The organism is Hymenobacter sediminis, from assembly GCF_003231285.1.
GTDB classification, from domain to species: domain Bacteria; phylum Bacteroidota; class Bacteroidia; order Cytophagales; family Hymenobacteraceae; genus Hymenobacter; species Hymenobacter sediminis.
The window spans coordinates 132,433-154,899 of the sequence record NZ_QKNS01000004.1; the positions used below are offsets into that span (position 1 = coordinate 132,433).

Here is a 22,467-nt window from a genome sequence, read left to right on the forward strand (position 1 = left end):
AATCTGGAGGTAGTGGCGCAGGTAGCCAGGTATACTAGTCTTTCTCCCCTCCTATTTGCTGGGCGCCAGCGTGCGGCTTACCAGTTCCTGGTAGGTTCGCTCGGCTATCAGTTCCCCATCCTTTAGCTCGTAAATACGAGTGCAGTCCCGCAGGGTAGTAATGCGGTGGGCAATAATGAAAATAGTAATGTCGGTGGTAGCCAGGCGGCTGATGGCCTCGTTTACTTCCCGCTCAGTTTCATTGTCCAGCGCGCTGGTAGCCTCGTCCATCAGCAGCACCTCCGTACGCTTGTACAGCGCCCGGGCAATGCCTATGCGCTGGCGCTGCCCCCCGGACAAGCGCGAACCCCGCTCACCCACGTACGTGTCAATTCCCTCCGGCAAAGACTGGATAAAGTCAGCCAGCGAAGCTTGCTCAATAGCATATTGCAACCGCTGCTCGTCCACTTCTTGTTCGGCCAAGGTGATGTTGTCCCGGATGGACGACTCCATCAGGAAGGTATCTTGCTTCACGTAGCCTACTAGCTTGTACCACGCCTCTAAGTTATTTTCTGTCAAGGGCTGACCATCGATAAGCAGTTGTCCTTGTTGCTCCTCGTAAAAACGAAGAAGCAAATTCATCAAAGTTGTTTTACCGGAACCGGACGAACCAATAAGACCTATCCGCTCCCCCTTATTTACTTTAAACGAGATATTATTTAAAACAGGCTTACTCGATTCGGGGAAGGTAAAAGACACATTTCGCAACTCGATGGAGTTTTGAAATGGCAAAGGTTGTTGAGCTGGTAGCACGCGGTGTACCAAGTCCCGATGACTCCCGAGATTATCAAACGTAAATCGGTGCTGCTTCAAAGAAACCATAGCAATGATCAGACGATTGACCGATGGCATCAAACGATAAGCTGCGGCAGCAAATAGCCCAATTATTGTCACCAGATTTTCGGGGTCATGCGACAGAAGTAATGAATACAAAAAGATAGTAGCCACTGCTATAATAGCTACCATTTCAATCATTTTGAGAGGCAACTGCCCATATAGGTAGGAAACAGCTTCCAGGTCCTGCAACTCATTTTGATTGCTAATTACCTTGTCCTTAACCTGAAACTGCTTACCCGCGAGTTTAAGCTCTATATATCCAGCAAACGCCTCAGACAATAGCAAATACGTTACTGGCCGTAGTGCATCAACCCGGACGCCAATGCGCATGGAGCGGTTGCGCAACAACCGATACGTAAAAAAGGTAGAGGGAGCCAATACTACGGCTAGCACCATAAATAGCACTGGTTGATATACCAAAATGGACACTACAATTACGAGAATAACAACTACCTCTGACAGAAATACAAATAATTGCCGAATAATGCCATTCACAAATGCCTGCGGTACACCAACTGTGTAGTGGATTAGGTTGGATGAGCCAAGACGGCTAAAGTCCCAGAAGGAAAGATTATTATATTTATCTATCTGCGTGCCTACTACCTTCAAAGCTATATGAGCCGTGAATTTAACTTGTTGATAATTTACTAGCGTAGTAAATAAGTTTTTAACTAGAAAAAATATTACTAGAGCAACAATTATAAAGATTAGGAACGATGTCTCTGATTGAAAGTTTAGAGCGTGATATAACCAGTTTGAATAGGAATTACGAAAAATAGACCCAGGCTGAGAAGCCGCCATAATTACCGGCACCAGTGAAGCCAGCCCAAATACATCCAGTACAGAGGAGAAGATCAGCAGCAGGAACATCCAAACCGCCTTCCGTCGATCTGAATCGGATAGATAAAACAGTACGTTGTGTATTGTTTCGCTGATAATACCTTGGTTCATGGCTTCTTAGTAAGGGAAACGCATCAGCAACCTGTCTTGAATGCGCGACTGTGGTAGTAGCCATAGGCTATTACCGGGAAATATACTGTGTCTGAAGTATTGACACGGTGGTGCAAAGATAGGCAAAGCTATCGGCTAGGTCTCACTACATCTTCTCTGCGGTGCTCTCTTACTTACGCTGCGGCAGTGTTTGGTAGCCTGTATACAAAGCCGTACCCAGCAGCAAGTTCATGATACTGAAGTACAGTTTGTCCAAAGCTTTGGTATTGGGAATAAGTGACAGCACGCCAAGAACAAGGGGCTGCACAGCACCTACTACCCGATATATTCCGCCTTTCAAAGCGCCATAGTTGTACACTAATTCCTTATGCCCTAGCTCTACTGCGACACGCCGGGTTTCTCCCCCGCGCCGCTTACGAGCCAGCCAAGCATGTAGATTCATGCGGTCAGCCTCATTATGATACATGACGCTGGTAGGTAGGATGTAGGGTTGAATGCTGTGAGCTGCCAAACGTTGGCTAAACTCATGGTCTTCAAACCCTGCATGAGGAAACTTTTCGTTGTAGCCCCCTGACTGCTCGAAATCTACTTTTCGTATCGCCAGATACTGACTTGTAATACCAGGAGTAGCGAATAGTTTGTGGTTATCCCAAGGGAGGCCTCTGCACCAACCTTCGAGGGAGTCGAAACCATAGTGGTGCAAATAGCGCCCAAACTGTGTGCTCTGCACATAGGCCTGCAAATCCGGCGGATAAACCCAATTGAGATTGAAGCACCAAGCTTCTTTTTTGTACTGCTGATGTAGGGCTAGTGTCGCTTTGATATTATCGGCACTGACCCACATATCATCATCCATAAATACCAGCAATGGTGCAGCAGCATGCCTGGCACCCAGATTTCGAGCAGAAGCCACTCCACTGGATGGATTATTAATAGCCCTTACCTTGTCCTGATATTCGACAGGAACTATAACTTCTTCAGTTTTGGAGTCATTGATAATCAACACCTCCGCATTAACATTCTGTATGGCTTGGTATACCTTTGCCAGCGTAACTGCTAAAATGGATGCACGGTCCTTAGACGGAATAATGAGGCTTAACTCAGGTGAAGTCATAAGAGCAGGAAAGACTAAAGCAGAAGGCTGAAAATTAACGAGAAAGAAGCTTGTCCCCTATAAATTGACGAATACCGCTAAGCTTATTACTAAATAAAAATTTGCTAAATGCAGTAATGAATTGGCGACCAAATGAAGGGTCGAGTTGAGCAAGAAGGCTATAAATATCTCGGTGGGTTTCTAGTTTTATATTATAATTTACCATCCCATAAAACCAACGCTGCATTAAGCTTTCTATTTTTTTCTGGTAAACAGCCTTATTCAGAGAACCAAACTGCTGAAGAAAGTTAAGGATTCTGGCTTCTTCAGCTAGAGCAAGTCCAGTTACCAATGCTTTACTCCTAACATTATTAGAATGTTGTCGAAAATAGTTCAGAGGTTCTGCTACAAATGCTACTTTGGAGCTAGCCAATATTTTTGACCAATAGGCCCAGTCACCGGAAAGACGCATTGTTTCATCAGCAGGTCCGATACGTTCGATAACACTACGTCGGATTAACACGGCACTAGCATTGGGGATGATACAGCGCAGCGGCATGTACTGGCGCACTAATTCAATACCAGGCTTCACAAAATCATGCGCCCACAGAGTAGCATCCACTTCCTTATAGTAATCATAATGATTACCAATTGGGGAGCTATTCTCATCTACGCTGATCGACATGCAATACGCTAGACCTACCTCAGGATCAGCATCTAAGCGCTTCACTAACTCTTCTAGAAAGGTGGGCTTAGCATAGTCATCACTTTCGGCAATCCAAATGTATTGTCCGTTAACTTGAGCTAAGCCCTTATTCCATTGTTTAAAGGTGCTACCGCTATTCTGCTCATTATAATGCGTACAAATACGAGTATCCTGAGCCATATAAGCGTCGATAACGTCGCGACTATTGTCAGGCGAGCAGTCATCGAGAATCAGCACCTCAATATCAGTTAAAGTCTGCTGCAACACACTCTTAATACGCTCAGGCAAATACTTTGCGTGATTGTAATTGGGAATGATTACTGAAACTAAGGGAGGGCGTCTGATCATTATTCTGCCGTAACAGTGGTTTTTATTAAATAACAATACCTGTTCACTGTTTACGCAAAACTACTGCGATAAATAATTATCCGTTCACGCAGATAAGTGCAACAATACTAATTCTACGATATTGTGTAGGTGCGATTATAATACTTCTTAATGTTATTCACATAATCATTGTAATTGAATTGATTACTAATTATACTATACATATGTTTGTTAACATTTTCATAACTATCCTTCTTATCATTTTCTTTTATGAATCTAACAATAATATCACCAAACTCGCTGTAAGATTTTGCCACCGTAGGCAGTTCCTTGTATTCTTGAGTGAAAAAATTTTCATTATAAACAGCAAACCCTATTCCACCTCTCAAAACCAACCCAGCAAAATAGCCATCAAGCCCTTCGCCAAATGATATACCCCATTTTGCCTCTTTCTCTAACGCCTTGAAATCATCATAACGCATATTTTTGATTACAATAAGATCCAATTCAGGAAATTCAGCTTTTATCATTTCCAGAATATGCGCCTTATCAGGATGGTTATCTGGAGAAACTATTACTTTATTCTTTTTTCCTTCATAAGGAAAAATTTCTATCGGCTCTTGATCGTACCAGGAGGCTAGAAGATGCACTGGAATGCCGTATTTGCTTCGCAATTCTGGCGTAGTATACTTTTCGTGGGCATTTGTCAAAGTTAGCTCATCTGCAAATTCAGCCAGCAACTGAACGGATTCTACTTTAGGCATATATTCTATATTTTGATTCATTATATTTATATTAACTATATCAAAGTTAGTAAGCGCACTTTTTTTGTTATACAAAAATTTATACACAAACTCCTCTACATAATATTCAGGAATATGCAACAATAACCTACCGCCTTTTATACTACCTAATATACTATCGAATGAGTAAACATATACATCATTATTAAACCATGTATACTTTTCTATTTTGGGATAACCTGGATAAGAAGCCATCAAAACCGCCCTATCACTAAGCATTTTTTTTGTTTCTCTGTAAAAAGAAAAGATAGACAGAATTCCACCTGATCTTACTTCGTAACCCGGAACTAAAAAAACAACAAAATCAGATGATTTTTCATATTGACTTTTTAGCATGGATTGTTGCTTAAGGCCAATATATATCTGCCTGGCTTTATTTACAGCTCTACCAAAGACGTTTGCAAGCATTCTTTTCTATTGGTTGAAAATCAGGCTGATCATGCATACTGTCAAAGCACACATAATCAGCCTGATTTAAGCAAGTTTATATACTAGCTAGCAGAATCCGCAGACCAATAATTAGTCTGCTCAATCAGCTCAACGTAATCATTTCGTGTAATACCTACTTCGATTCTATCCCAGTAACGGTTATTACGGAAATACCAGTTTCTTCTGCGTCCTTCTTCCTTCCAACCGCACTTTTTGGTTATCATATTGTAGGCAATGTTATTATATTCAATAACAGTACCATCCAATCTTTCAAAATGCAGCTCCTCAAACGCGTAGCGCTGAATGGCCATAAACGTGTCGATGCCGTATCCTTTGCCACGGATATCCTTATCGCCTAACTGCAACCCGGTGAAGGCATGATTATTTTTCCAGTCTATATCAACCAGGTTCACCGTACCAATCAGGCCCAGATCCGGGGTATCGATGGCAAAGCGCTGATTGGACTGATCACTTTTCAAGCCTTCATACCACTTTTTCTGGTAGTCGAAATTACTAGGAAAGTGCCAGCCGCCTAACATGTGCCATATTTCTGGATCATTGGCCCATTTGTGAAGCAGAGGCAGATCAGCTTCATCAATTGCTCTGAGCACGACTTTCTTTCCTAGAATGTTCATGTTTTATATGTTTTGAAGTGAGAAACTTAACTGTCTTACTATTTTAAGCTGTTTCTGCCGACATTCTAAACTATTTCCGTCCAAGCAACTTTCCTACCGCTTCTATCACCTGCATAACCTCCGGTTGGCTATACCGATGATCAACTGGCAGCGGCAGGAGATTTTGGGTGATGAGCTTTTCCGTCTCATAGCCAGCCGAGGAGCGGGTAAGCGTTTCACGCCACAACCAGGGGACAAATATACTCTGGCTGAATAACTCTGTCCGGTCAAGCTCCTGCGGTAGCAGCAACGGGTAGCAAAAAGCCGGGGTATTCTCTAAGCCTGCCCACTCAATCGGCAGCGTATTCATCTGCGCAAAGGCATGGTGGTATTGGGTAAAGTTCTGCTGGCGGCGCTGGATGCAAGCCTGATAATCCACCGCTGAGAGCAGCTTTTCCGATACGATTGACATACCCCGCACGGCGTTATCAATACGTTCCTCGTACTCGGCAAACTCGGTGTAGGCCTGACTCTGCTTGCCCAGCAGCCGGTCAACTAAGTGAGCGACGGAGATTGTGTCATTGGCTGCTGGAGCCCCGAAGTATGGTCCGTATAGGTAGGCCCCGTCTGGCACCCCGAAAAATTTGCGCACCGAGTTGTACGCCCACCCCTGAGCCGGATCCTCACGAGAGAAGAAAGCGTGCGTGTTATCCAGAATAAGCTGTTTGCCCCAGTGTGCGCGCAACTGGCGCGCATAGACCTGCTTTACCCCAAAATAGTTGATGTACACCAACAACTCACCGGCTTGGAGCACCGGCGGGCTCTGAATCTCTAGGTGCGCATCAAGAGCATAGAAAGTATACTCTATCCCCCTCTCCTGCAGGGGGGCCAGCAGGGAGTCGCAGGTGTAGTAAGGCACGTACACCCGCCGGGGCTGCTCAACTTCCAAAATGGCCGAGAAGCACGCCCGCCCCGTGCTTAAGGGCATAGCTGCGGGGTGATAACTGCCCGCCGGCTGGTTAGGCAGTTCCAGCTCAAAGAAGCCCCCGATAGCTTTCATACTAGGTCGTATTCCCGCAACAGGTCGCGCGTTTCCGCTACGGAGTTAAACATCAGCACATCAAGAATAGACAGCCAGGGCACGAACTCATTCTTGAACTGCCGGTACGGTACCTTGCGGGCCTGAATAAATGATAGTTCCAGACCCTGCGTCCGAAATACGTCTTTATCGTACAACTGCTGCCCCCCAATGGGGTTAATGTAGGCTGTAGCCCCCTCTCGCCGACAGATGTCAAGTACGCGCTGCTGGCCGGATAGCTCAGCATTGTTGTAGTGGCTGGAGGTGGGTACTACCTCAGTTGTCAGCCCCAGGTACTGCTGTACTACTGTTAGGCTGTCGAGAGCGACTTCGCTAATGCTGTGCCCGGCAGCTTTTTCCAGTACGTGTTCCGCCAGCCCCACTACTTGCCCAACGTGCGGCGCTTTGCTGTAGCTCTGGGCGAGCGTCCGCAAAAACTTGCCCTTCCAGGGCTCAAACAGCCGGTCGTGAACCCGGATGTCCCGGATAAGCCGGTTGGAGCTGGCATCTATCAGCGGCAAGGTAAACAGCAGCGCCTGGCCGTTCGAGAGAGTATTGTTCCGGTTGATCCAGCCCTGCTTAATATACGTAACGTCGTCGTAGACTACAAACCGGTCTACTGCGCCCAGCAATTGGTAGTACCCAATGTATGGGAACAGGTAGGGCTGCATAATGGCAAGGGTCATGCGCAGCTGGCTCGAATAATGTGGCAGATGCGTTGTACCTGCTCCGGCTCCAGCTCTTGGTAGAAGGGCAGGCTTAGCACGCGCAGGGCAATATCTTCGGAAACCGGGCATGCGGCCCCAGTATGGTAAGGCAGCAGATTCAGCGAGGGATAGAAGTAGCGCCGCGTGTTGATCTGCTCGGCAGCCAAGGCATCCTTTACTTTGAACATCTGTGCTTCACTCTCCAACACAATGGGAAAGTAGGCATAGTTGTACTCCAGCTCATCGGGCATCGCCGGGAAGCGCAGGGGTAGGCCGGCCAACTCCTGCTGGTACAGCTCGGCTACCTTACAGCGGGCCTCAATAAAGTCGGGGACCCGGGGTAGGTTACACAGGCCCATAGCGGCGTGAAACTCCGAGTTTTTACCGTTTACTCCCAGCGAAAAGTAGTCGTCGCCGCGGTGCCCGAAGGACTTGTACAGCCAGATCTTCTCCGACAAGGACGGGTCCTGCACCACAATGGCTCCCCCCTCGGTGGTGTGGAACAGCTTAGTGGCGTGAAAGCTGCACGTAGAGATGTCCCCGTAGGTAAGCAGCGGCTTGCCGTGGTAGTTCACGCCAAATGCGTGCGCTCCGTCGTAGATTACCTTTAAGTTATGACGTCGCGCAATCTGCTCAATTTTATGCACGTCGCAGGGGAAGCCGTACACGTGGGTGGCCAGAATAGCGGAGGTTTGCGGCGTAATGGCGGCCTCAATCTTATCGGCGTCAATGCAGAAGGTACGGTCTTCGATATCAACGAAGACTGGCTCGCAGTTTTCCCACAGAATAGCTGTGGTGGTAGCTACGTAGGAAAAGGGCGTTGTAATAATCTCTCCCGTCAGCCCGAGTGCCTTAATAGCAATCTGTAAGGCAATAGTGCCATTTGAGGTAAATTGAACCTGCGCGCCGTTGAGCTGCTCGCTTAGGCTGCTCTCCAACTGCTGCACCAAAGGCCCGTTGTTGGTTAACCATGACCGCTCCCAGATACCTTCCAAGTAATGCACATATTCGCTTAGAGGAGGCAGGTAACTTTTCGTTACGTTGATCATGTTGACGAAACAAGACTTATTGAGCCCGCAAAGGTAGGAGTAATAATGGAAGCATTCAGGCAAAGAACGTCGCTATAGCCGCGGCAACTATGCTTACGTGCTCCTCGGTCATGCCGGGCCAGAGCGGCAGGCTCAGGCAGGTGGCGGCTAGTTCTTCGGCAACCGGTAAAGACCCTTGTTGGTAGCCCAGGTGTTGGTAGGCGTGCTGTAGATGTGGCGGAACAGGATAGTGGATCAAGGTAGCAATGCCCTCAGCGGCCAAGTGCTGCTGCAGGGCATCACGCTGTGTCGTACGAATGACGAAGAGGTGATACACGTGAGTGCTGCCCGCGGAGGTTTGCGGCAACTGCAGTCCGCTGATGCCAGCCAGCTGCTGCTGGTACCACGCCGCAATTTGCTGGCGCTGCTGGGTCCATTGCTGCAGGTAGCGCAGCTTCACCAGCAGCACAGCCGCTTGCAGCTCATCGAGGCGGGAGTTGTAGCCAATTACTTCGTTGTAGTACTTCTGCGTGGAACCATAGTTGCGCAGCCTCCGCAACTCCTGGGCTAGCGTCTCATCGTTGGTGGTTACGGCACCCGCATCGCCCAGCGCGCCTAGGTTTTTACCCGGATAAAAGCTGGTGGCGTTGGCTTGGCCGAAGCTACCCGTCGGGCGCCCGTAGGCCGTGGCCCCCTGCGCTTGGGCGTTATCTTCTACTACAAGCAGGCTATGACGTTGCGCAACAGCCATAATGGCCGGCATTTCGCAGGCATGCCCGTACAAGTGAACTGGCATGATGGCGCGGGTACGACCCGTAATGGCGGCTTCTAACTGGGTAGGGTCGAGGTTGTACGTGCATGGATTGGGCTCTACGGGAACGGGCGTAGCTCCCACGTGCGATACGGCCAGCCACGTAGCAACGTACGTGTTGGAGGGCACCAGCACCTCGTCACCGGGGCCAATGCCCAGAGCCCGTAGGGCAAGATGTAGTGCATCAAGGCCATTGGCTACCCCCACGCAATGACTCGTTCCGGAGAACAAACCATACGCTGCCTCAAACTCCTGTACTCGCTGCCCCAATACGTACCACTGCGCATCGTATACCTGAGCCATTGCCGCCAGTATCTCTTCCCGTAGTGGAGTGTGCTGAAAATCAAAAGAGAGGAAAGGAATATTCATAGTACCAGCAGCCAACTTACTTGCTTTCAGTTTTCCGGCACGTTCTTCGTGTGCTCAACAGGGATATATCTGGTACAGCTTAGCTCCTATGGCCTAACCGCACATCAGGGCTGATGGCAACTTTTACCACGTACAGTGGCCGGTTGCGGGCCGCATCCAGTCCGCGCCATACGTACTCGCCAATAATACCCAAGGGCATCATCTAGAAGTTAGACACAAAGAGCAGCACTACCATGAGCATGTTCCAACCGGCAGGCTGGCTGTACCGCTTAGACGTAGAACCACCAGATATAGTCAGTAGAGCAGCGCTACCCCGCCCAAGCAAATACCAATAACGGAAATAGCCCAGATGGAAAAACGAGAACGACAGGAAAGAATTAAGCAGCTTTATCTTCTTGGCTAGGGTCCAGCGCGAGGCACCTATTTCCCGACTTCGGCGCGAGTGAGGAATGTTCACGTAGGGGTAGCCCAGCCAAGTCATCAGGTAGAATACGTTGTTGTTGCGCTCCTGCACCTGGCGGTCGAACAATACGTAGTCGAAGCCACCCGGCAGAATGTTGAGTAGGGCAAACCGCGGCATCAGGCCGTGAAACAGTCGGGCAGACAAGATAGCGAATAGTCCCTCCTGCCGGTCTTGGCGGTTACCGATAACCAGCCGGAAGCCCTGCTGCCAATACTCGCACATCGTGACCATCAGTTCCGGCGGGCCCTACATATCGGCGGTAATAACTACGTTGCAGTCGCCGGTTGCGTGGGCAATACCGGCCACAATGGCGTTGTATGGTCCCACGTTACTAGCTAGTGCTACCACTCGCACCCGCTCAGGATGTTGCTGCCGGAAGGCATGCAGAGCCGTCACCGTTCCGTCGCCTGAAGCATCATCTACCAGCATGTACTCTCCCCCCTGAGAAGACGGGCTTCGTTTGCCACCACCGCATAATAGTAACGGGAATATTCGCCTCGTCAAAGTAGCAAGGAATGATAACAGAGAGCTTGGGCATGAAAAGGCAGCTACTATGGGAGAATGCGAAATAACTGTATTACACACATACCTTTCTGCAAAATACACCAATTGATGACGCTTGTAGCAACACCGACGCACTTTGCATTTTGGTAACAACCTTGTAACTATATTACAACAAGTATAAAATATGACACACTACCACATTAATCTGACAGTATGGCAAGCAGGTTTATTCTGAACTGGGCTCTCTGAGGGAAAAAACAGGTAACTGAAGCATACAGGAGCCACCTTTATCATTTCATTTGCCCATTGATGCCGCTACTAGTGGAGTAATTGCTTGCTTATCCGCTGGAACTCTCCATACTCCCGGATATAATCAGCTTCTTGATAGGTAGTAGAAGCCAACGTGAGCTGCACGGCTCCGGCTGAGTACTGCATAGTATGCCAACAACAGGGCGGGATGTACACGCCTACGTCGGGTCGATCCAGCACAAAGGCCTGCAGTTCCTGGTTAAGCATTTCGGTCAGAACCACAATGCGCCCGGCTACGGCTACCAGCACGTGTTCCGTGTGATGATGCGCGTGTCGTCCACGGACAATGCTTTCTGGCGTCTGGTAGGTCCAGAATACCCGCTGCACTGCGAAGGGTACATCCAAGTTTTCAGCTACTGATATAAAACCAGTGTCTGCAGCACCAATGCTAGGAAATGTGAGTAAGCGAGGAGTATTCATACATCTGCCAATACACTTGGCAATTCTCTGCGAAAAATAAGAAAAGCCGGCTGATAAAAGCAGCCGGCTTTTCGAAAAGGGTAGCCCAGAAGGCTTAGAAGGTCCGCGGAGTATTATCTACTTGGCCGGTTACTACTCCGGGTACATGCTCGCGGAAGTACTCCAGGGTGCGGCGCAGGCCCTCGGCCCGGTCTACCTTCGGCTCCCAGCCCAGCACTTCTTTCGCCTTGGTAATGTCGGGGCGGCGCTTCATGGGGTCGTTTTCGGGCAGCGGGCGATAGTCGGGCTTGAACTCGACGCCGGTGAGACGGGCAATTTCTTCGCCGAACTCCTTGATGGTAATTTCCGAGGGGTTGCCGATGTTCACGGGCAGGTGGTAGTCGCTCAGTAGCAGACGGTAAATGCCTTCAATCAGGTCATCGACGTAGCAGAACGAGCGGGTTTGCGAACCGTCGCCGAATACCGTTAGATTCTCGCCACGCAGGGCCTGCGAGAGAAAGGCGGGTAGTACGCGACCATCGTTGAGGCGCATGCGCGGACCGTAGGTATTGAAGATGCGAACAATACGGGTTTCTAGGCCGTGGTGGTTGTGGTAGGCCATGGTAATGGCTTCCTGGAAACGCTTGGCCTCGTCGTAGCAACCCCGGGGGCCTACCGGGTTTACGTTTCCGAAGTATTCCTCCACTTGGGGGTGAATTTCTGGGTCTCCGTATACTTCCGAGGTACTAGCAATCAGCATGCGGGCCCCCTTCACCCGGGCCAGGCCCAGCAGGTTGTGGGTGCCCAGGGAACCAACCTTCAGGGTTTGGATGGGAATTTTGAGGTAGTCAATGGGCGAAGCCGGCGAGGCGAAATGCAGGATGTAATCCAGTTTGCCGGGCACAAACACAAACTTCGACACATCGTGATGATGAAACTCGAAATTTTCTTTGCCGAACAGATGCTGAATGTTTTCCAAGTCACCCGTTACCAGGTTGTCCATGGCAATAACATGGTAGCCCTCCGCTAGGAACCGGTCGCAAAGGTGGGAGCCTAGGAAGCCTGCTCCACCGGTAATCAATACGCGTTTTTTGTCAGACATATACTTGTCGCTTAGTCGTTGCTGAAAAGTAGGCCGGTAGCAGGAGTCATACTTAAGTTGTGTTTAAGCCATACTCGAGCCATGCCTAGGCTATGCTTGAACCGGCTCGTGATGGGCGGTTTTGATGCCGATGCAGTGGTAGGCGTAGCCAGCAGTCTGCAGTTCAGCTGCATCATAGATGTTGCGACCATCGAAGATAACCTTCTGCTTCAGCAAGCGGCTCATTACCTCGAAATTCGGCACGCGGAACTCCGGCCATTCAGTTACTACTAGTAGCGCATCGGCGTCAATCAATGCCTCCATCTGGTCCTTAGCATAGGTCACTTTGTCGCCAAGCGAGTGCTTGGCTTCCTCCATCGCTACGGGGTCATACACTGATACGGTGCAGCCTTCTGCCAGCAGCTTGTCGATGATAACCAGCGAAGGAGCCTCGCGCATGTCATCGGTTTTAGGCTTAAAGGACAGGCCCCATACGGCCATTTTCTTACCTTTCAAATCGCCGCCGAAGTGTTTCTGCACTTTGTTGAACAGCACTTCCTTCTGCCCCTCATTCACGCTTTCAACGGCTTGCAGCACCTGCATCTGGTAGCCGTTTTCAGCAGCCGTCTTGATGAGGGCTTTTACATCTTTAGGGAAGCAGGAGCCGCCGTAACCGATACCTGGGTAGATGAACTTAGTGCCAATTCGGGCATCGGAACCGATACCCTTGCGCACCATGTTAACGTCGGCACCCATGATTTCGCAGAGGTTGGCAATATCGTTCATGAACGAAATCTTGGTAGCTAACATCGAGTTAGCAGCGTATTTCGTCATTTCCGCCGACGGGATATCCATGAAAATAATGGGGTGACCGTTGAGCAGGAAGGGCTTGTAGAGGCGGCTCATTACCTCTTCAGCGCGCTCCGACGATACGCCTACCACAATACGGTCAGGCTTCAGGAAATCATCAATAGCGGCGCCTTCTTTCAGGAACTCTGGGTTCGAGGCTACATCGAACTCGATATCCTCACCACGACGGGCCAATGCGTCCTCAATTTCTTTGCGAACCTTGGCAGCTGTACCCACTGGCACCGTGCTCTTCGTGACGATGACACCATAACTGGTCATGTTCTCCCCAATTTCGCGGGCTACAGCTAGCACGTATTTCAGGTCTGCAGAGCCATCTTCGCCGGGAGGAGTGCCTACGGCAATAAAGGCTACGTCGCAGCCCTTGATAGCCTCGCTGAGCTTAGTGGAGAAATGCAAACGGCCGGCAGCAACATTGCGCGAAACCATTTCTTCCAGACCAGGCTCGTAGATGGGCAAGATACCTTTGTGCAGGTTATCAATCTTGCGCTGGTCAATGTCGATACAAGTTACGTCGATGCCTACCTCGGCAAAACAGGTTCCTGTTACGAGGCCGACGTACCCGGTGCCTACTACTGCAATTTTCATGTAAGTGGGAAAATAAGGGGGAAAGAAAGAGCCTTTAAGGCTCACCATGAAAGCGAAGTGGTTTGGCTTGTAAGGATAGGCTTATCAGCACTATCCTATATCAGTGCATAAGGTGTTATTCCGTATAGATACCTCACGGATAGTTAGAGCGCGCACTTTTTTGCTGTGCGGTTAAGCTAATGCGAATGCCATGCAGAATTATCAGTAGCCGTCGCTCTCGTATTTATTCCATCATATGTTTTTTCCACCACCACTGGAAGACTATCAGGGCCCAAATGCGGGCATGTACGTCGCCGGGACTGGAGGAGAATAATTGGCGCTTCAGCCCCTGGATGGCTTCTACATCAAATACGCCTTGGGCTTCAATAAACGCATCTGATAGCAGGTCGTCCTCAATCAGAGGACGAAGCTCACCACGGAACCACTTGAGTAAGGGCACCTCGAAACCATGCTTGGGGCGCTTGTACAGCTCCTCAGGGAGCATGGGCCGGAAAGCGTCCTGCACAATTTTCTTTTTCATCTTGCCGTCAATCTTACTGGAGACAGGCAAGGAAAAGGCGAAGCGCACTACGTTGGGGTCGAGGAAGGGCGGACGCACCTCCAAGGAGTTAGCCATACTCATCAAATCTACCTTGGCGAGCATGTCATAGGGTAGCACCATTTTGGTGTCCGTGAGCAGCACCTCGTTCAGGTCACCATCGGCGTGAAGATCCGCCAGCAAATCCTTCCGGCGCTTTTCGGCCAGCTTCTTCCCTACTTTCCGGCGGGAGGCAGAGTTAAGCAATGAGCGAGCATCTTTTTCTGAGGCAAACGAAGCCCAGTCCCAATACCGATCTTTCGGGCCCGAGAGCATACCCCTAGAGAACCGCTGAAACTGCCGCACTTTGTTACCAAAGAAGGAGTTACGCGACTTAGGCAGAATATCCCAGAGTAGGTTCAGGCCAGTTACGGCTTCTGCTTTAAAGCCGCCTTGCCGCACCTGAAACTCGCCCATGTGCTTATTGTAGCCTGCGAACAGCTCATCGGCTCCGTCGCCTGATAGGGCTACGGTTACCTTCTCGCGGGTACGCTTGCTAAGAATATATACAGCCAGTGCGGAGGAGTCGGCGAAGGGCTCGTCGATATAGTTCAGAACGTCGAAGATGTGATCATAGAGGTCCTGGTTGGTAAGAGAAAATACCGTGTGGTTCGTCTTATATTTATCCGCAACCAGCTTGGCATATTTCGTTTCGTCGAAGAAAGGTTCATCACGGTACCCAATGCTGAACGTGTTCAGATGTTGTGTATGGCGCGAAGCCAAAGCCACGATAACCGACGAATCGATGCCGCCGCTGAGGAAGGCACCCAGGGGCACATCGGCCACGAGGCGGCGGGCAGTGGCGTCGTCGAGCAGATCTACCAACTTGGCCTGCTGTTGCTCGTAGCTCAGCTTGTTACGTTCAGCTTTCTTGGCATCGTAAGGCACCTTATACCAACGCTTCTTCACTACCTTCTTACCCTTTACATAGAGGTAGTGACCGGGCAGGAGCTTTTTTACGCCTTTGAAAATGGTAGCCGGACCCGGAATGTAGTTGAGCTGCAGGTAGTGGCTCAGCGATACGTAATCAAGCTTACGCGGCACGCCCAACGCCAGCAATGACTTCATCTCGGATGCAAACAGCAGCTTGTCCTCGTCGCGGTAAACCAGTAGAGGCTTCTCCCCCATTCGGTCGCGGGCTAAGAACACAGAGTCTTCTTCCTTGTCGAAAATAGCAAAGTCGAAGAAGCCATTCAGTTTCTTAAGAAAGTTGCGCCCTTCCGATATATAAAGGTGCAGAACCACCTCTGTATCGGTCTGGGAGTGGAAGCGGTGGCCTTTGCTGACCAGCTTCTGCCGCAGTTCCTTGAAATTGAAAATCTCCCCATTGAACACGATGGTATAGCGGCCCGACTCATCGGTCATGGGCTGGTTGCCATCAGCAGTCAGGTCGAGAATGGCCAACCGACGGAAGCCTAGCCCACACCGCTCGTAGGCAAAGTGCCCCTGCGAATCGGGGCCACGGCTTACAATAGCGTCAGTTGAGGCGCGCAGGGAAGCCAGCGAGCTGCGGCCTGCATCAGTAAAAGCGAATACTCCGGAGATTCCACACATAAGGCGGGCAAAAGTACGAACTATCAGGACTTGAGTTTCCAAAAACTACAAGGTCGCGCCCGCAACCAAAGCCGTGCCACGTTAGTACATAACTCAGGAATAGTTGTTCCCCAACCCTACCCCACCATGACGCTACAAGATCAACTGAGTCTGCAAAAAGAATTTGAAGCCGCTGTATCCCGGGTTGACAACCTCCCCGGCGACCAAGCCGCTGCACATATGACCGACCTCTATGGCCTATATAAACAAGCCACCGAGGGCGACCATGACACCAAGGGCGATGAAGTAGGCGACGATACCCCCGACAACCCGAGCGGCCCCAAAGGTATGTCCCAGGCGCAATGGGATGCCTGGAGCAAGTTTAAAGGTGTTAGTCAGGATGATGCCCGCCGCCAGTACATCCAGAAAGTAAACGAAGTGGCTGGCCCAGTAGGCGAGAAAACAACCATCATTACCGGCAATGGCCAGCCCGCTACCGGCTCTCAAGTTGGCGGTGCCGACTCTGCTTCGGGTCCTGAGGTGCAGGCTAATGACAACACGACCCTCGCCCAGCAACCCACTACCCAACCTGGCGTTTCGCAAGGTGGCCTACGCGGCGACATTACGGCTGGTGCTCCTTACGGTGGTGAAGACAAGCTAAAGGGCGACCAGAGCTAATCACAGATTAAAACGGATTCATCTCATTTCGCGGATTCGTTTGTCTTCTGATAATAACATAAAAGCGGCCACCTGATTAGGTGGCCGCTTTTATGTTATTATCAGAACTTAAAATGTAAAATCCTATGAATCCTTTCCAATTAGTGATTAAAAGATCTTACCGGGATTCATGATGCCGCGCGGGTCAAATACCTGCTTAATACCACGCATTAGGTTGATTTGGGCTTCACCGATGGCAATGCCAATAAAAGGCTTTTGCACCAGCCCGATGCCGTGCTCCCCGCTGATAGTACCACCCAGCTTCACGCACAACTCAAATATTTCAGTGATGGGTTGCCGCAGGCCCACATTCCACTGCTCGTCAGTTAGCTCTCCCCGTATGATGTTGACGTGCAGATTACCGTCGCCGGCGTGGCCGTAGCACACGCTTTTGAAGCCATAACGCGCCCCAATCTCTTTTACTCCTTTCAGGAGGGTAGGCAGCGCAGCGCGGGGCACTACGGTATCCTCTTCTTTATACACTGAATTGTAGCGCACTGAATTGCCAATGTTGCGCCGGATCTTCCAGAGTTCGTCTTTTTGGGTGGCATTGTCGGCCAGCAGGATTTCGCCTACGTCGTAGTTCTCCAATACTGCGTACACCTGCTCTGCTTCTTTGTAAAGCTGCTCCAAATCCTGTCCATCCAGTTCAATAAGCAAGTGGGCCAAAATGTCTTCAGGCAGGGTGAGCGGAATTTTCAGGTAGTCAGAAGACCAAGCAATAGCTTCCCGCTCCATAAACTCCATACCGGAGGGAATAATACCCGCCCGGAACACTGCTGATACGGCTTCCGCAGCCTGCTCCTCGCGCCTGAAAGGTACCAGCATTAGGATGTTATGCTGGGGGTAGGGAAGTAGTCGGAACACCACCTTGGTAATAATGCCCAGCGTTCCTTCGGAGCCCACCATCAGTTGAGTGAGGTTGTAGCCGGTGGAGTTTTTCAGAGTATTAGCCGCCGTCCAGATAATGTCGCCTGTAGGCAGCACTACCTGCAGGTTCAGCACATAGTCGCGGGTAGTACCATACTTCACAGCTTTGGGGCCACCACTGCTGTGCGCCAAGTTGCCACCCAGGAAGCAGCTCCCCTTGCTGGCCGGATCAGGTGGGTAGAATAAGCCTACCTCCTTCACTGCATTCTGGAACGCTTCATTTACTACCCCTGGCTCCACAGTGGCTTGCAGGTTGCGCTCATCAATTTCAATAATCCGGTTCAGGCGCTCTGTACTCAGCAACACCCCCTGATGAATGGGCAATGCGCCTCCACTCAAGCCAGTTCCGGCCCCCCGCGGGGTTATGGGTATCCGATGCTCAAAGCATAGGCGCACAATGGCACTTATTTCTTCGGCGTTAGCAGGCCGAACCACTACCTCTGGAGCGAAGTGCAAGTCCTCGGTGTGGTCTCGGCCATAGCTGGCGTACACATCCGCTTCCGAGCGCTGGGCGGTGAGCACATGCTGAGGTCCGACTATCGCTTCAAATTCAGCAATCAAAGCCGGAGTCAAAACTTGATATTCCATATATAGATGAGTGAAATGACCACTTCGCGTATCTTTGTCACGATGCGGGAACACGTTACGAAGGTACGGCATTCGACACAGTGGCAACGGCCACTTAGCACTGTCTTATTGCTGATACTAGGCAGTTGGCTGGCAGCTTGCAGCACCAGCAAGGTGAATTACCGAAACGGGCGATATTATTCGGCTCGTGACATGGCGCGCATGAAAGCGGCGGACCGTCGGCGCGGCACTGCGGCCCCGATGGTAAAATCGAAAGTCAAGACAGCCGCGGGCACCACTAAAAGTAAGGTGATAACCAGCCGGCCTACCTACCGTCCCCTTCCGGCTAATGTGCCCCGCGCAATGGGGACCGTCATCGAAACTGCCCGCTCTTTTCAGGGCACCCCATATAAGTTTGGCGGCACTACGCGAATGGGCATGGATTGTTCGGGGCTGTTGCACGAAGCCTTTGCCTCTATTAATGTAGCCATACCCCGCTCTAGCAACGAACAGGCCCTGTGGGGAGAGCCTATAAAGCCCCAGGACTTACGCCCCGGCGATTTAGTATTTTTTGGAGCTTCACCTGGCAGCAATACTATTACGCACGTTGGACTTATCACAGAGGCATCAGCAGAGAGCATTCAGTTCATACACTCTTCCAGTTCGTTAGGAGTTGTGGAGAACCCACTAGAGATGGATTACTACTTAAGTAGATTCATTAAGGCGGTTCGACCAAGATTGTGAATTTCCTCCTTACCTTTGCGGCGAAAATTGGTTCTTGCTTGCCTGTTGTATCATAACATTGACGTAACATACCACGGTTTTTGAAGCCGTAATTTTGCACCTCGTTTTTCCAGCGTACCTCTTTTTTTCACCAATCCCCCTTTATGAGACGCAATCTTTACGCCTCTGTGGCGCTAGTGCCGTTGGCAATTCTGTCGGCGCACATGAGCTGGGCGCAGGGCACCACCACTTCGGCCATGAACGGTGTTATCACCGACAAGTCGGGTGAGGGCCTGCCCGGGGCCACGGTTATTGCCGTGCACACACCTACCAACACCCAGTACGTAGCACCTACGAACTCGGAGGGGCGCTTCAACATCCCGAACATGCGTGTAGGTGGCCCCTACACGGTGCGCGTGACCTTTGTGGGTTACAAAGAGGCCGTACGGGAAAACATCTTTTTGACACTGGGCCAGAACCAGCGCCTTGACATTAACCTGAACGAGTCGGAGCAAACCTTAGGTGAGGTAGTAGTAAGCGGCCGCCGCGACCCTACTCTGAACTCAGAGCGTAGTGGTGCTGCTACCAACGTACAGCGCGAGCAGATCGAGCGCCTGCCCACCATTTCGCGTAGCTTCCAAGACTTTACTCGTTTGACGCCTCAGGCAAACGGTAACTCTCTGGCTGGCCGGAACGGTCGTTTCAATAACATTCAGATTGACGGTGCTTCGAACAATGACTTGTTCGGCCTAGGCAACACTGGTGCACCTGGTGGACAGGCCAACACTAACCCAATTTCTCTGGACGCTATCCAGGAATTTCAGGTAGTGCTTTCGCCCTACGATGTACGCCAAGGCCGCTTTAGCGGTGGCGGTATTAACGCCGTAACTCGTTCCGGCACCAACGAATTTTCGGGCTCTATTTATGGTTTTGGTCGTAACCAAAATACAGCTGGTAAGAGCGTAACGCCTGATGCAAGTGGAAATCGCACTAAACTAGCTGAGTTCTACGATTATCAGTCTGGTTTCCGTCTGGGTGGTCCGATCATTAAGGATAAGTTGTTCTTTTTCGTAAACGGTGAAATTGCTCGCCGTAGCGCACCTGTTTTGTTCCGGGCTGGTGCATCTGGAGAAACCGGCTCTGATGTTGTAGGTTTCGTCAATACAACCCAGCTGCAAGAGATTTCGGATATACTAGCTGGGTATGGATACAATGCTGGTACTTTCGGTGAAATTAACGCTGAAACCCGCAGCGATAAGGCTTTTGCTCGTCTAGACTGGAACATCAGTAACAATCACCAGCTGACGCTACGCCACAACTTTGTTGATGCCTCAAACGATAACATCAGTCGTACCGCTACTAACTTCCGCTTCGGCAATAACGCTTACCAGTTCCTAAGCCAGACCAACTCAACTGTATTGGAATTGAAAAGCCGTTTTGGCAACCGCTTTGCTAACAACTTGCTGGTAGGATACTCTACTATCCGTGATAGCCGCACCACCAAAGGTGACCTATTCCCCTCTATTACTATCAATATAGGTAACGGTACTGTATCGGCAGGCTCTGAGTTCAGCTCAGTGGCTAACCGTCTGGACCAGGACGTGCTGGAAATTACGGATAACTTCAACATCTTCGCTGGTAAGCACGTGCTTACCATCGGTACGAATAACGAGATTTTCCGCTTCGACAACCTGTTTGTACAATCTACCGAGGGCCGCTACGATTATCCTTCTCTGGACGCTTTCAAGGCCAATGTAGCTAACAGTACTGCTGCTGCTAACTTCCGCTACCGTCAGAACTTCCCACTACCTGGTGGCAAGCCTACAGCCAAGTTTGGCGCAGCTCAGTTCGGAGCCTACGTGCAGGATGAATACAACATCACGGATAACTTCCGTTTCACGACGGGCGTTCGTCTGGACTTGCCGGTGTACTTCGACAAGCCTTCCTACAACTATAAGGTTGACTCAACATTCGCCACAGCTAACGCTCAGACCGCCGCATACGATATCCGTACAGACCGGTTGCCAAAGAGCCGCCTGCAAGTTTCGCCCCGTATTGGCTTCAATTGGGATGTGCGTGGTAACCAAACCTTCCAGCTACGTGGTGGGGTAGGTATTTTCACTGGCCGTCCTGCTTATGTGTGGATTTCCAACCAGTATGGTGGTACCGGTGTTGACTTCGCGAACTATGATAGTAACACAGCTGGCACCAACGTTCCAGCCGGTGGTTTTATTCTGACTTCGGACTATACTACTCTACGCGACGCAGTTAAGAACCTCCCCGCTCGCGCAGCTAAGGGCAGCGTTGCCGTTACCGACAGAGACTTCAAAAACCCACAATTGCTGCGTACCAACTTCGCCGTTGACTACCGCCTACCCCTGGGTATCGTAGCTACTTTGGAAGGTATTTATTCCAAAACTCTGAACGACGTAATCCCCCAGGACATTAACTTGGTAAGTCCCACAGGAGTATTGCAAGGTGATGGTCGTCCGGTGTACCCATCAGGCGTTGCTCGTTACCGCAATAGCCGCGACTTTAATAGCGTATTCCTGCTGACCAACGTTAGCAAAGGCTACCAGTACAGCATCACGGGTGAATTGAAAAAGCAGATGACTAGCAACTTCTTTGCTACTGCTGCTTACACTTATGGTCAGTCGCGCGACGTGTACTCAGGTACTAGCTCCACGGCTCAGTCGATCTGGGAATTCAACCCCCATGTGTACGGCCCGAACAACTTGCCCCTTTCCTACTCTAGCTACGACCTGCGTCACCGCGTAATCGGTTCATTCTCGTACCGCAAGGAGTATGCTAATCACTTTGCTACCACGATTTCGGCCTTCTACAACGGCCAGTCGGGCTCGCCCTTCTCATATAGCTACTACGGCAGCGACATCAACAATGACGGTGGTGCAACCTCTGGTAACTCGAATGACCTGATCTACATCCCCCGCAACCAAAGCGAAATCGTGCTGGTGACGGATGCCGCAAATGACACGCGTTCGGTTGATCAGATCTGGAACCAGTTGAATACCTTCATCGAAAACGATGAATACCTAAGCAAACACCGTGGTGAATACGCGGCCCGTAATGGTGCCCGTACTCCTTGGACCCACCGCATCGACGTGCGTCTGCTACAGGACTTCTACACCAAAATTGGTAACAAGACCCACACAATTCAGCTTTCAGCTGACATAACTAACTTTGGTAACCTGCTGAATAAAGAATGGGGCCGCGACTATAGCGTATCGAACGGCAACTATGGCTTACTTCGTTACCAAGGCTTGGAAAACGGTACTACCGGGCGCCCAACATTTAGCTACTCCCCCACTCCACAAAGAACTGGCTATCAAGTTGACCAGCTAACATCGCGCTGGCAGGCACAATTCGGTGTTCGTTACCTGTTCTAATCAGCCCGTT

20 protein-coding genes are annotated in these 22,467 nt (G+C 50.3%); 3 read left to right on the top strand and 17 right to left on the bottom strand.

Going from position 1 to position 22,467, the window contains the following annotated elements:
• Positions 1 to 51: 51 nt before the first annotated feature.
• The 16 genes from DNI29_RS12170 to asnB all read right to left on the bottom strand — a co-directional run bounded on the left by DNI29_RS12170 (position 52) and on the right by asnB (position 16,134).
• Complete coding sequence (locus DNI29_RS12170) at positions 52 to 1,827, bottom strand: ABC transporter ATP-binding protein (protein ID WP_110978390.1); 1,776 nt, start codon at positions 1,825 to 1,827, stop codon at positions 52 to 54.
• Positions 1,828 to 1,996: 169 nt separating this feature from the next.
• Positions 1,997 to 2,941 (bottom strand): glycosyltransferase family 2 protein, encoded by a 945-nt coding sequence (locus tag DNI29_RS12175; protein WP_110978391.1) that lies wholly within the window; start codon positions 2,939 to 2,941, stop codon positions 1,997 to 1,999.
• Between the two features lie 34 nt (positions 2,942 to 2,975).
• A complete protein-coding gene (locus DNI29_RS12180; protein WP_110978392.1) occupies positions 2,976 to 3,974 on the bottom strand; it encodes a glycosyltransferase family 2 protein in 999 nt (332 codons plus the stop codon).
• A gap of 113 nt (positions 3,975 to 4,087) precedes the next feature.
• The gene (locus tag DNI29_RS12185; RefSeq protein WP_123823229.1) at positions 4,088 to 5,164 is read right to left on the bottom strand and encodes a hypothetical protein; all 1,077 of its coding nucleotides are present in this window, start codon (positions 5,162 to 5,164) and stop codon (positions 4,088 to 4,090) included.
• An 83-nt stretch (positions 5,165 to 5,247) separates the two neighbouring features.
• A complete protein-coding gene (locus DNI29_RS12190; protein ID WP_110978394.1) occupies positions 5,248 to 5,820 on the bottom strand; it encodes a GNAT family N-acetyltransferase in 573 nt (190 codons plus the stop codon).
• Between the two features lie 70 nt (positions 5,821 to 5,890).
• A complete protein-coding gene (locus DNI29_RS12195) occupies positions 5,891 to 6,859 on the bottom strand; it encodes an aspartate aminotransferase family protein (RefSeq protein ID WP_110978395.1) in 969 nt (322 codons plus the stop codon).
• Positions 6,856 to 7,563, bottom strand: a complete 708-nt coding sequence (locus DNI29_RS12200) for a WbqC family protein (protein WP_110978396.1) — start codon at positions 7,561 to 7,563, stop codon at positions 6,856 to 6,858. Before DNI29_RS12200 ends, DNI29_RS12195 begins: the two co-directional genes overlap by 4 nt.
• Complete coding sequence (locus DNI29_RS12205) at positions 7,560 to 8,588, bottom strand: DegT/DnrJ/EryC1/StrS family aminotransferase (RefSeq protein WP_317048752.1); 1,029 nt, start codon at positions 8,586 to 8,588, stop codon at positions 7,560 to 7,562. Before DNI29_RS12205 ends, DNI29_RS12200 begins: the two co-directional genes overlap by 4 nt.
• A 100-nt stretch (positions 8,589 to 8,688) precedes the next feature.
• Entirely contained in the window at positions 8,689 to 9,792 is a 1,104-nt protein-coding gene (locus tag DNI29_RS12210) for a DegT/DnrJ/EryC1/StrS family aminotransferase (RefSeq protein WP_110978398.1), read from the bottom strand.
• Positions 9,793 to 9,871: 79 nt separating this feature from the next.
• On the bottom strand, positions 9,872 to 9,994 hold the full coding sequence (locus tag DNI29_RS25130; RefSeq protein ID WP_262510221.1) for a hypothetical protein: 123 nt from the start codon (positions 9,992 to 9,994) through the stop codon (positions 9,872 to 9,874).
• Entirely contained in the window at positions 9,995 to 10,486 is a 492-nt protein-coding gene (locus DNI29_RS12215) for a glycosyltransferase family protein (RefSeq protein WP_110978399.1), read from the bottom strand.
• A gap of 15 nt (positions 10,487 to 10,501) precedes the next feature.
• Positions 10,502 to 10,684 (bottom strand): glycosyltransferase, encoded by a 183-nt coding sequence (locus DNI29_RS25340; RefSeq protein ID WP_369073972.1) that lies wholly within the window; start codon positions 10,682 to 10,684, stop codon positions 10,502 to 10,504.
• A 393-nt stretch (positions 10,685 to 11,077) separates the two neighbouring features.
• Positions 11,078 to 11,488: a sugar 3,4-ketoisomerase gene (locus DNI29_RS12225; RefSeq protein ID WP_110978401.1), complete on the bottom strand. Its 411-nt coding sequence runs from the start codon at positions 11,486 to 11,488 to the stop codon at positions 11,078 to 11,080.
• 94 nt (positions 11,489 to 11,582) lie between these two features.
• A complete protein-coding gene (locus tag DNI29_RS12230) occupies positions 11,583 to 12,569 on the bottom strand; it encodes a UDP-glucuronic acid decarboxylase family protein (protein WP_110978402.1) in 987 nt (328 codons plus the stop codon).
• A gap of 90 nt (positions 12,570 to 12,659) precedes the next feature.
• Positions 12,660 to 14,003 carry a UDP-glucose dehydrogenase family protein gene (locus tag DNI29_RS12235; RefSeq protein WP_110978717.1) on the bottom strand — a complete coding sequence of 448 codons (1,344 nt, stop codon included), beginning with the start codon at positions 14,001 to 14,003 and terminating at the stop codon, positions 12,660 to 12,662.
• Between the two features lie 223 nt (positions 14,004 to 14,226).
• Positions 14,227 to 16,134, bottom strand: coding sequence for an asparagine synthase (glutamine-hydrolyzing) (gene asnB / locus DNI29_RS12240; RefSeq protein WP_110978403.1), 1,908 nt, complete (start codon positions 16,132 to 16,134; stop codon positions 14,227 to 14,229).
• 126 nt (positions 16,135 to 16,260) lie between these two features.
• Between asnB and DNI29_RS12245 the strand changes: the two genes are divergently transcribed.
• A complete protein-coding gene (locus tag DNI29_RS12245) occupies positions 16,261 to 16,791 on the top strand; it encodes an acyl-CoA-binding protein (protein ID WP_110978404.1) in 531 nt (176 codons plus the stop codon).
• A 147-nt stretch (positions 16,792 to 16,938) separates the two neighbouring features.
• On the opposite strand, the gene DNI29_RS12250 is transcribed toward DNI29_RS12245, so the two are convergent.
• Positions 16,939 to 18,348 (bottom strand): FAD-binding oxidoreductase, encoded by a 1,410-nt coding sequence (locus DNI29_RS12250; RefSeq protein ID WP_110978405.1) that lies wholly within the window; start codon positions 18,346 to 18,348, stop codon positions 16,939 to 16,941.
• 342 nt (positions 18,349 to 18,690) lie between these two features.
• Here DNI29_RS12250 and DNI29_RS24930 point away from each other — a divergent pair, with 342 nt between their 5' ends.
• Positions 18,691 to 19,071: a C40 family peptidase gene (locus tag DNI29_RS24930; protein WP_262510222.1), complete on the top strand. Its 381-nt coding sequence runs from the start codon at positions 18,691 to 18,693 to the stop codon at positions 19,069 to 19,071.
• Positions 19,072 to 19,214: 143 nt separating this feature from the next.
• Complete coding sequence (locus DNI29_RS12260) at positions 19,215 to 22,457, top strand: TonB-dependent receptor (protein WP_110978406.1); 3,243 nt, start codon at positions 19,215 to 19,217, stop codon at positions 22,455 to 22,457.
• Positions 22,458 to 22,467: the final 10 nt, after the last annotated feature.

Bases quoted from the DNA above. Each gene is read 5' to 3' on its own strand.
- DNI29_RS12190 (WP_110978394.1), bottom strand. From the start codon at position 5,820: ATGAACATTCTAGGAAAGAAAGTCGTGCTCAGAGCAATTGATGAAGCT.
- DNI29_RS12245 (WP_110978404.1), top strand. From the start codon at position 16,261: ATGACGCTACAAGATCAACTGAGTCTGCAAAAAGAATTTGAAGCCGCT.
- DNI29_RS12225 (WP_110978401.1), bottom strand. From the start codon at position 11,488: ATGAATACTCCTCGCTTACTCACATTTCCTAGCATTGGTGCTGCAGAC.
- DNI29_RS12170 (WP_110978390.1), bottom strand. From the start codon at position 1,827: ATGAACCAAGGTATTATCAGCGAAACAATACACAACGTACTGTTTTAT.
- DNI29_RS12175 (WP_110978391.1), bottom strand. From the start codon at position 2,941: ATGACTTCACCTGAGTTAAGCCTCATTATTCCGTCTAAGGACCGTGCA.
- DNI29_RS24930 (WP_262510222.1), top strand. From the start codon at position 18,691: ATGGGGACCGTCATCGAAACTGCCCGCTCTTTTCAGGGCACCCCATAT.
- DNI29_RS12235 (WP_110978717.1), bottom strand. From the start codon at position 14,003: ATGAAAATTGCAGTAGTAGGCACCGGGTACGTCGGCCTCGTAACAGGA.
- DNI29_RS12200 (WP_110978396.1), bottom strand. From the start codon at position 7,563: ATGACCCTTGCCATTATGCAGCCCTACCTGTTCCCATACATTGGGTAC.
- DNI29_RS25340 (WP_369073972.1), bottom strand. From the start codon at position 10,684: ATGCTGGTAGATGATGCTTCAGGCGACGGAACGGTGACGGCTCTGCAT.
- DNI29_RS12230 (WP_110978402.1), bottom strand. From the start codon at position 12,569: ATGTCTGACAAAAAACGCGTATTGATTACCGGTGGAGCAGGCTTCCTA.
- asnB (WP_110978403.1), bottom strand. From the start codon at position 16,134: ATGTGTGGAATCTCCGGAGTATTCGCTTTTACTGATGCAGGCCGCAGC.
- DNI29_RS12215 (WP_110978399.1), bottom strand. From the start codon at position 10,486: ATGGTCACGATGTGCGAGTATTGGCAGCAGGGCTTCCGGCTGGTTATC.
- DNI29_RS12180 (WP_110978392.1), bottom strand. From the start codon at position 3,974: ATGATCAGACGCCCTCCCTTAGTTTCAGTAATCATTCCCAATTACAAT.
- DNI29_RS12195 (WP_110978395.1), bottom strand. From the start codon at position 6,859: ATGAAAGCTATCGGGGGCTTCTTTGAGCTGGAACTGCCTAACCAGCCG.
- DNI29_RS12260 (WP_110978406.1), top strand. From the start codon at position 19,215: ATGAGACGCAATCTTTACGCCTCTGTGGCGCTAGTGCCGTTGGCAATT.
- DNI29_RS12250 (WP_110978405.1), bottom strand. From the start codon at position 18,348: ATGGAATATCAAGTTTTGACTCCGGCTTTGATTGCTGAATTTGAAGCG.
- DNI29_RS12185 (WP_123823229.1), bottom strand. From the start codon at position 5,164: ATGCTTGCAAACGTCTTTGGTAGAGCTGTAAATAAAGCCAGGCAGATA.
- DNI29_RS12210 (WP_110978398.1), bottom strand. From the start codon at position 9,792: ATGAATATTCCTTTCCTCTCTTTTGATTTTCAGCACACTCCACTACGG.
- DNI29_RS25130 (WP_262510221.1), bottom strand. From the start codon at position 9,994: ATGATGCCCTTGGGTATTATTGGCGAGTACGTATGGCGCGGACTGGAT.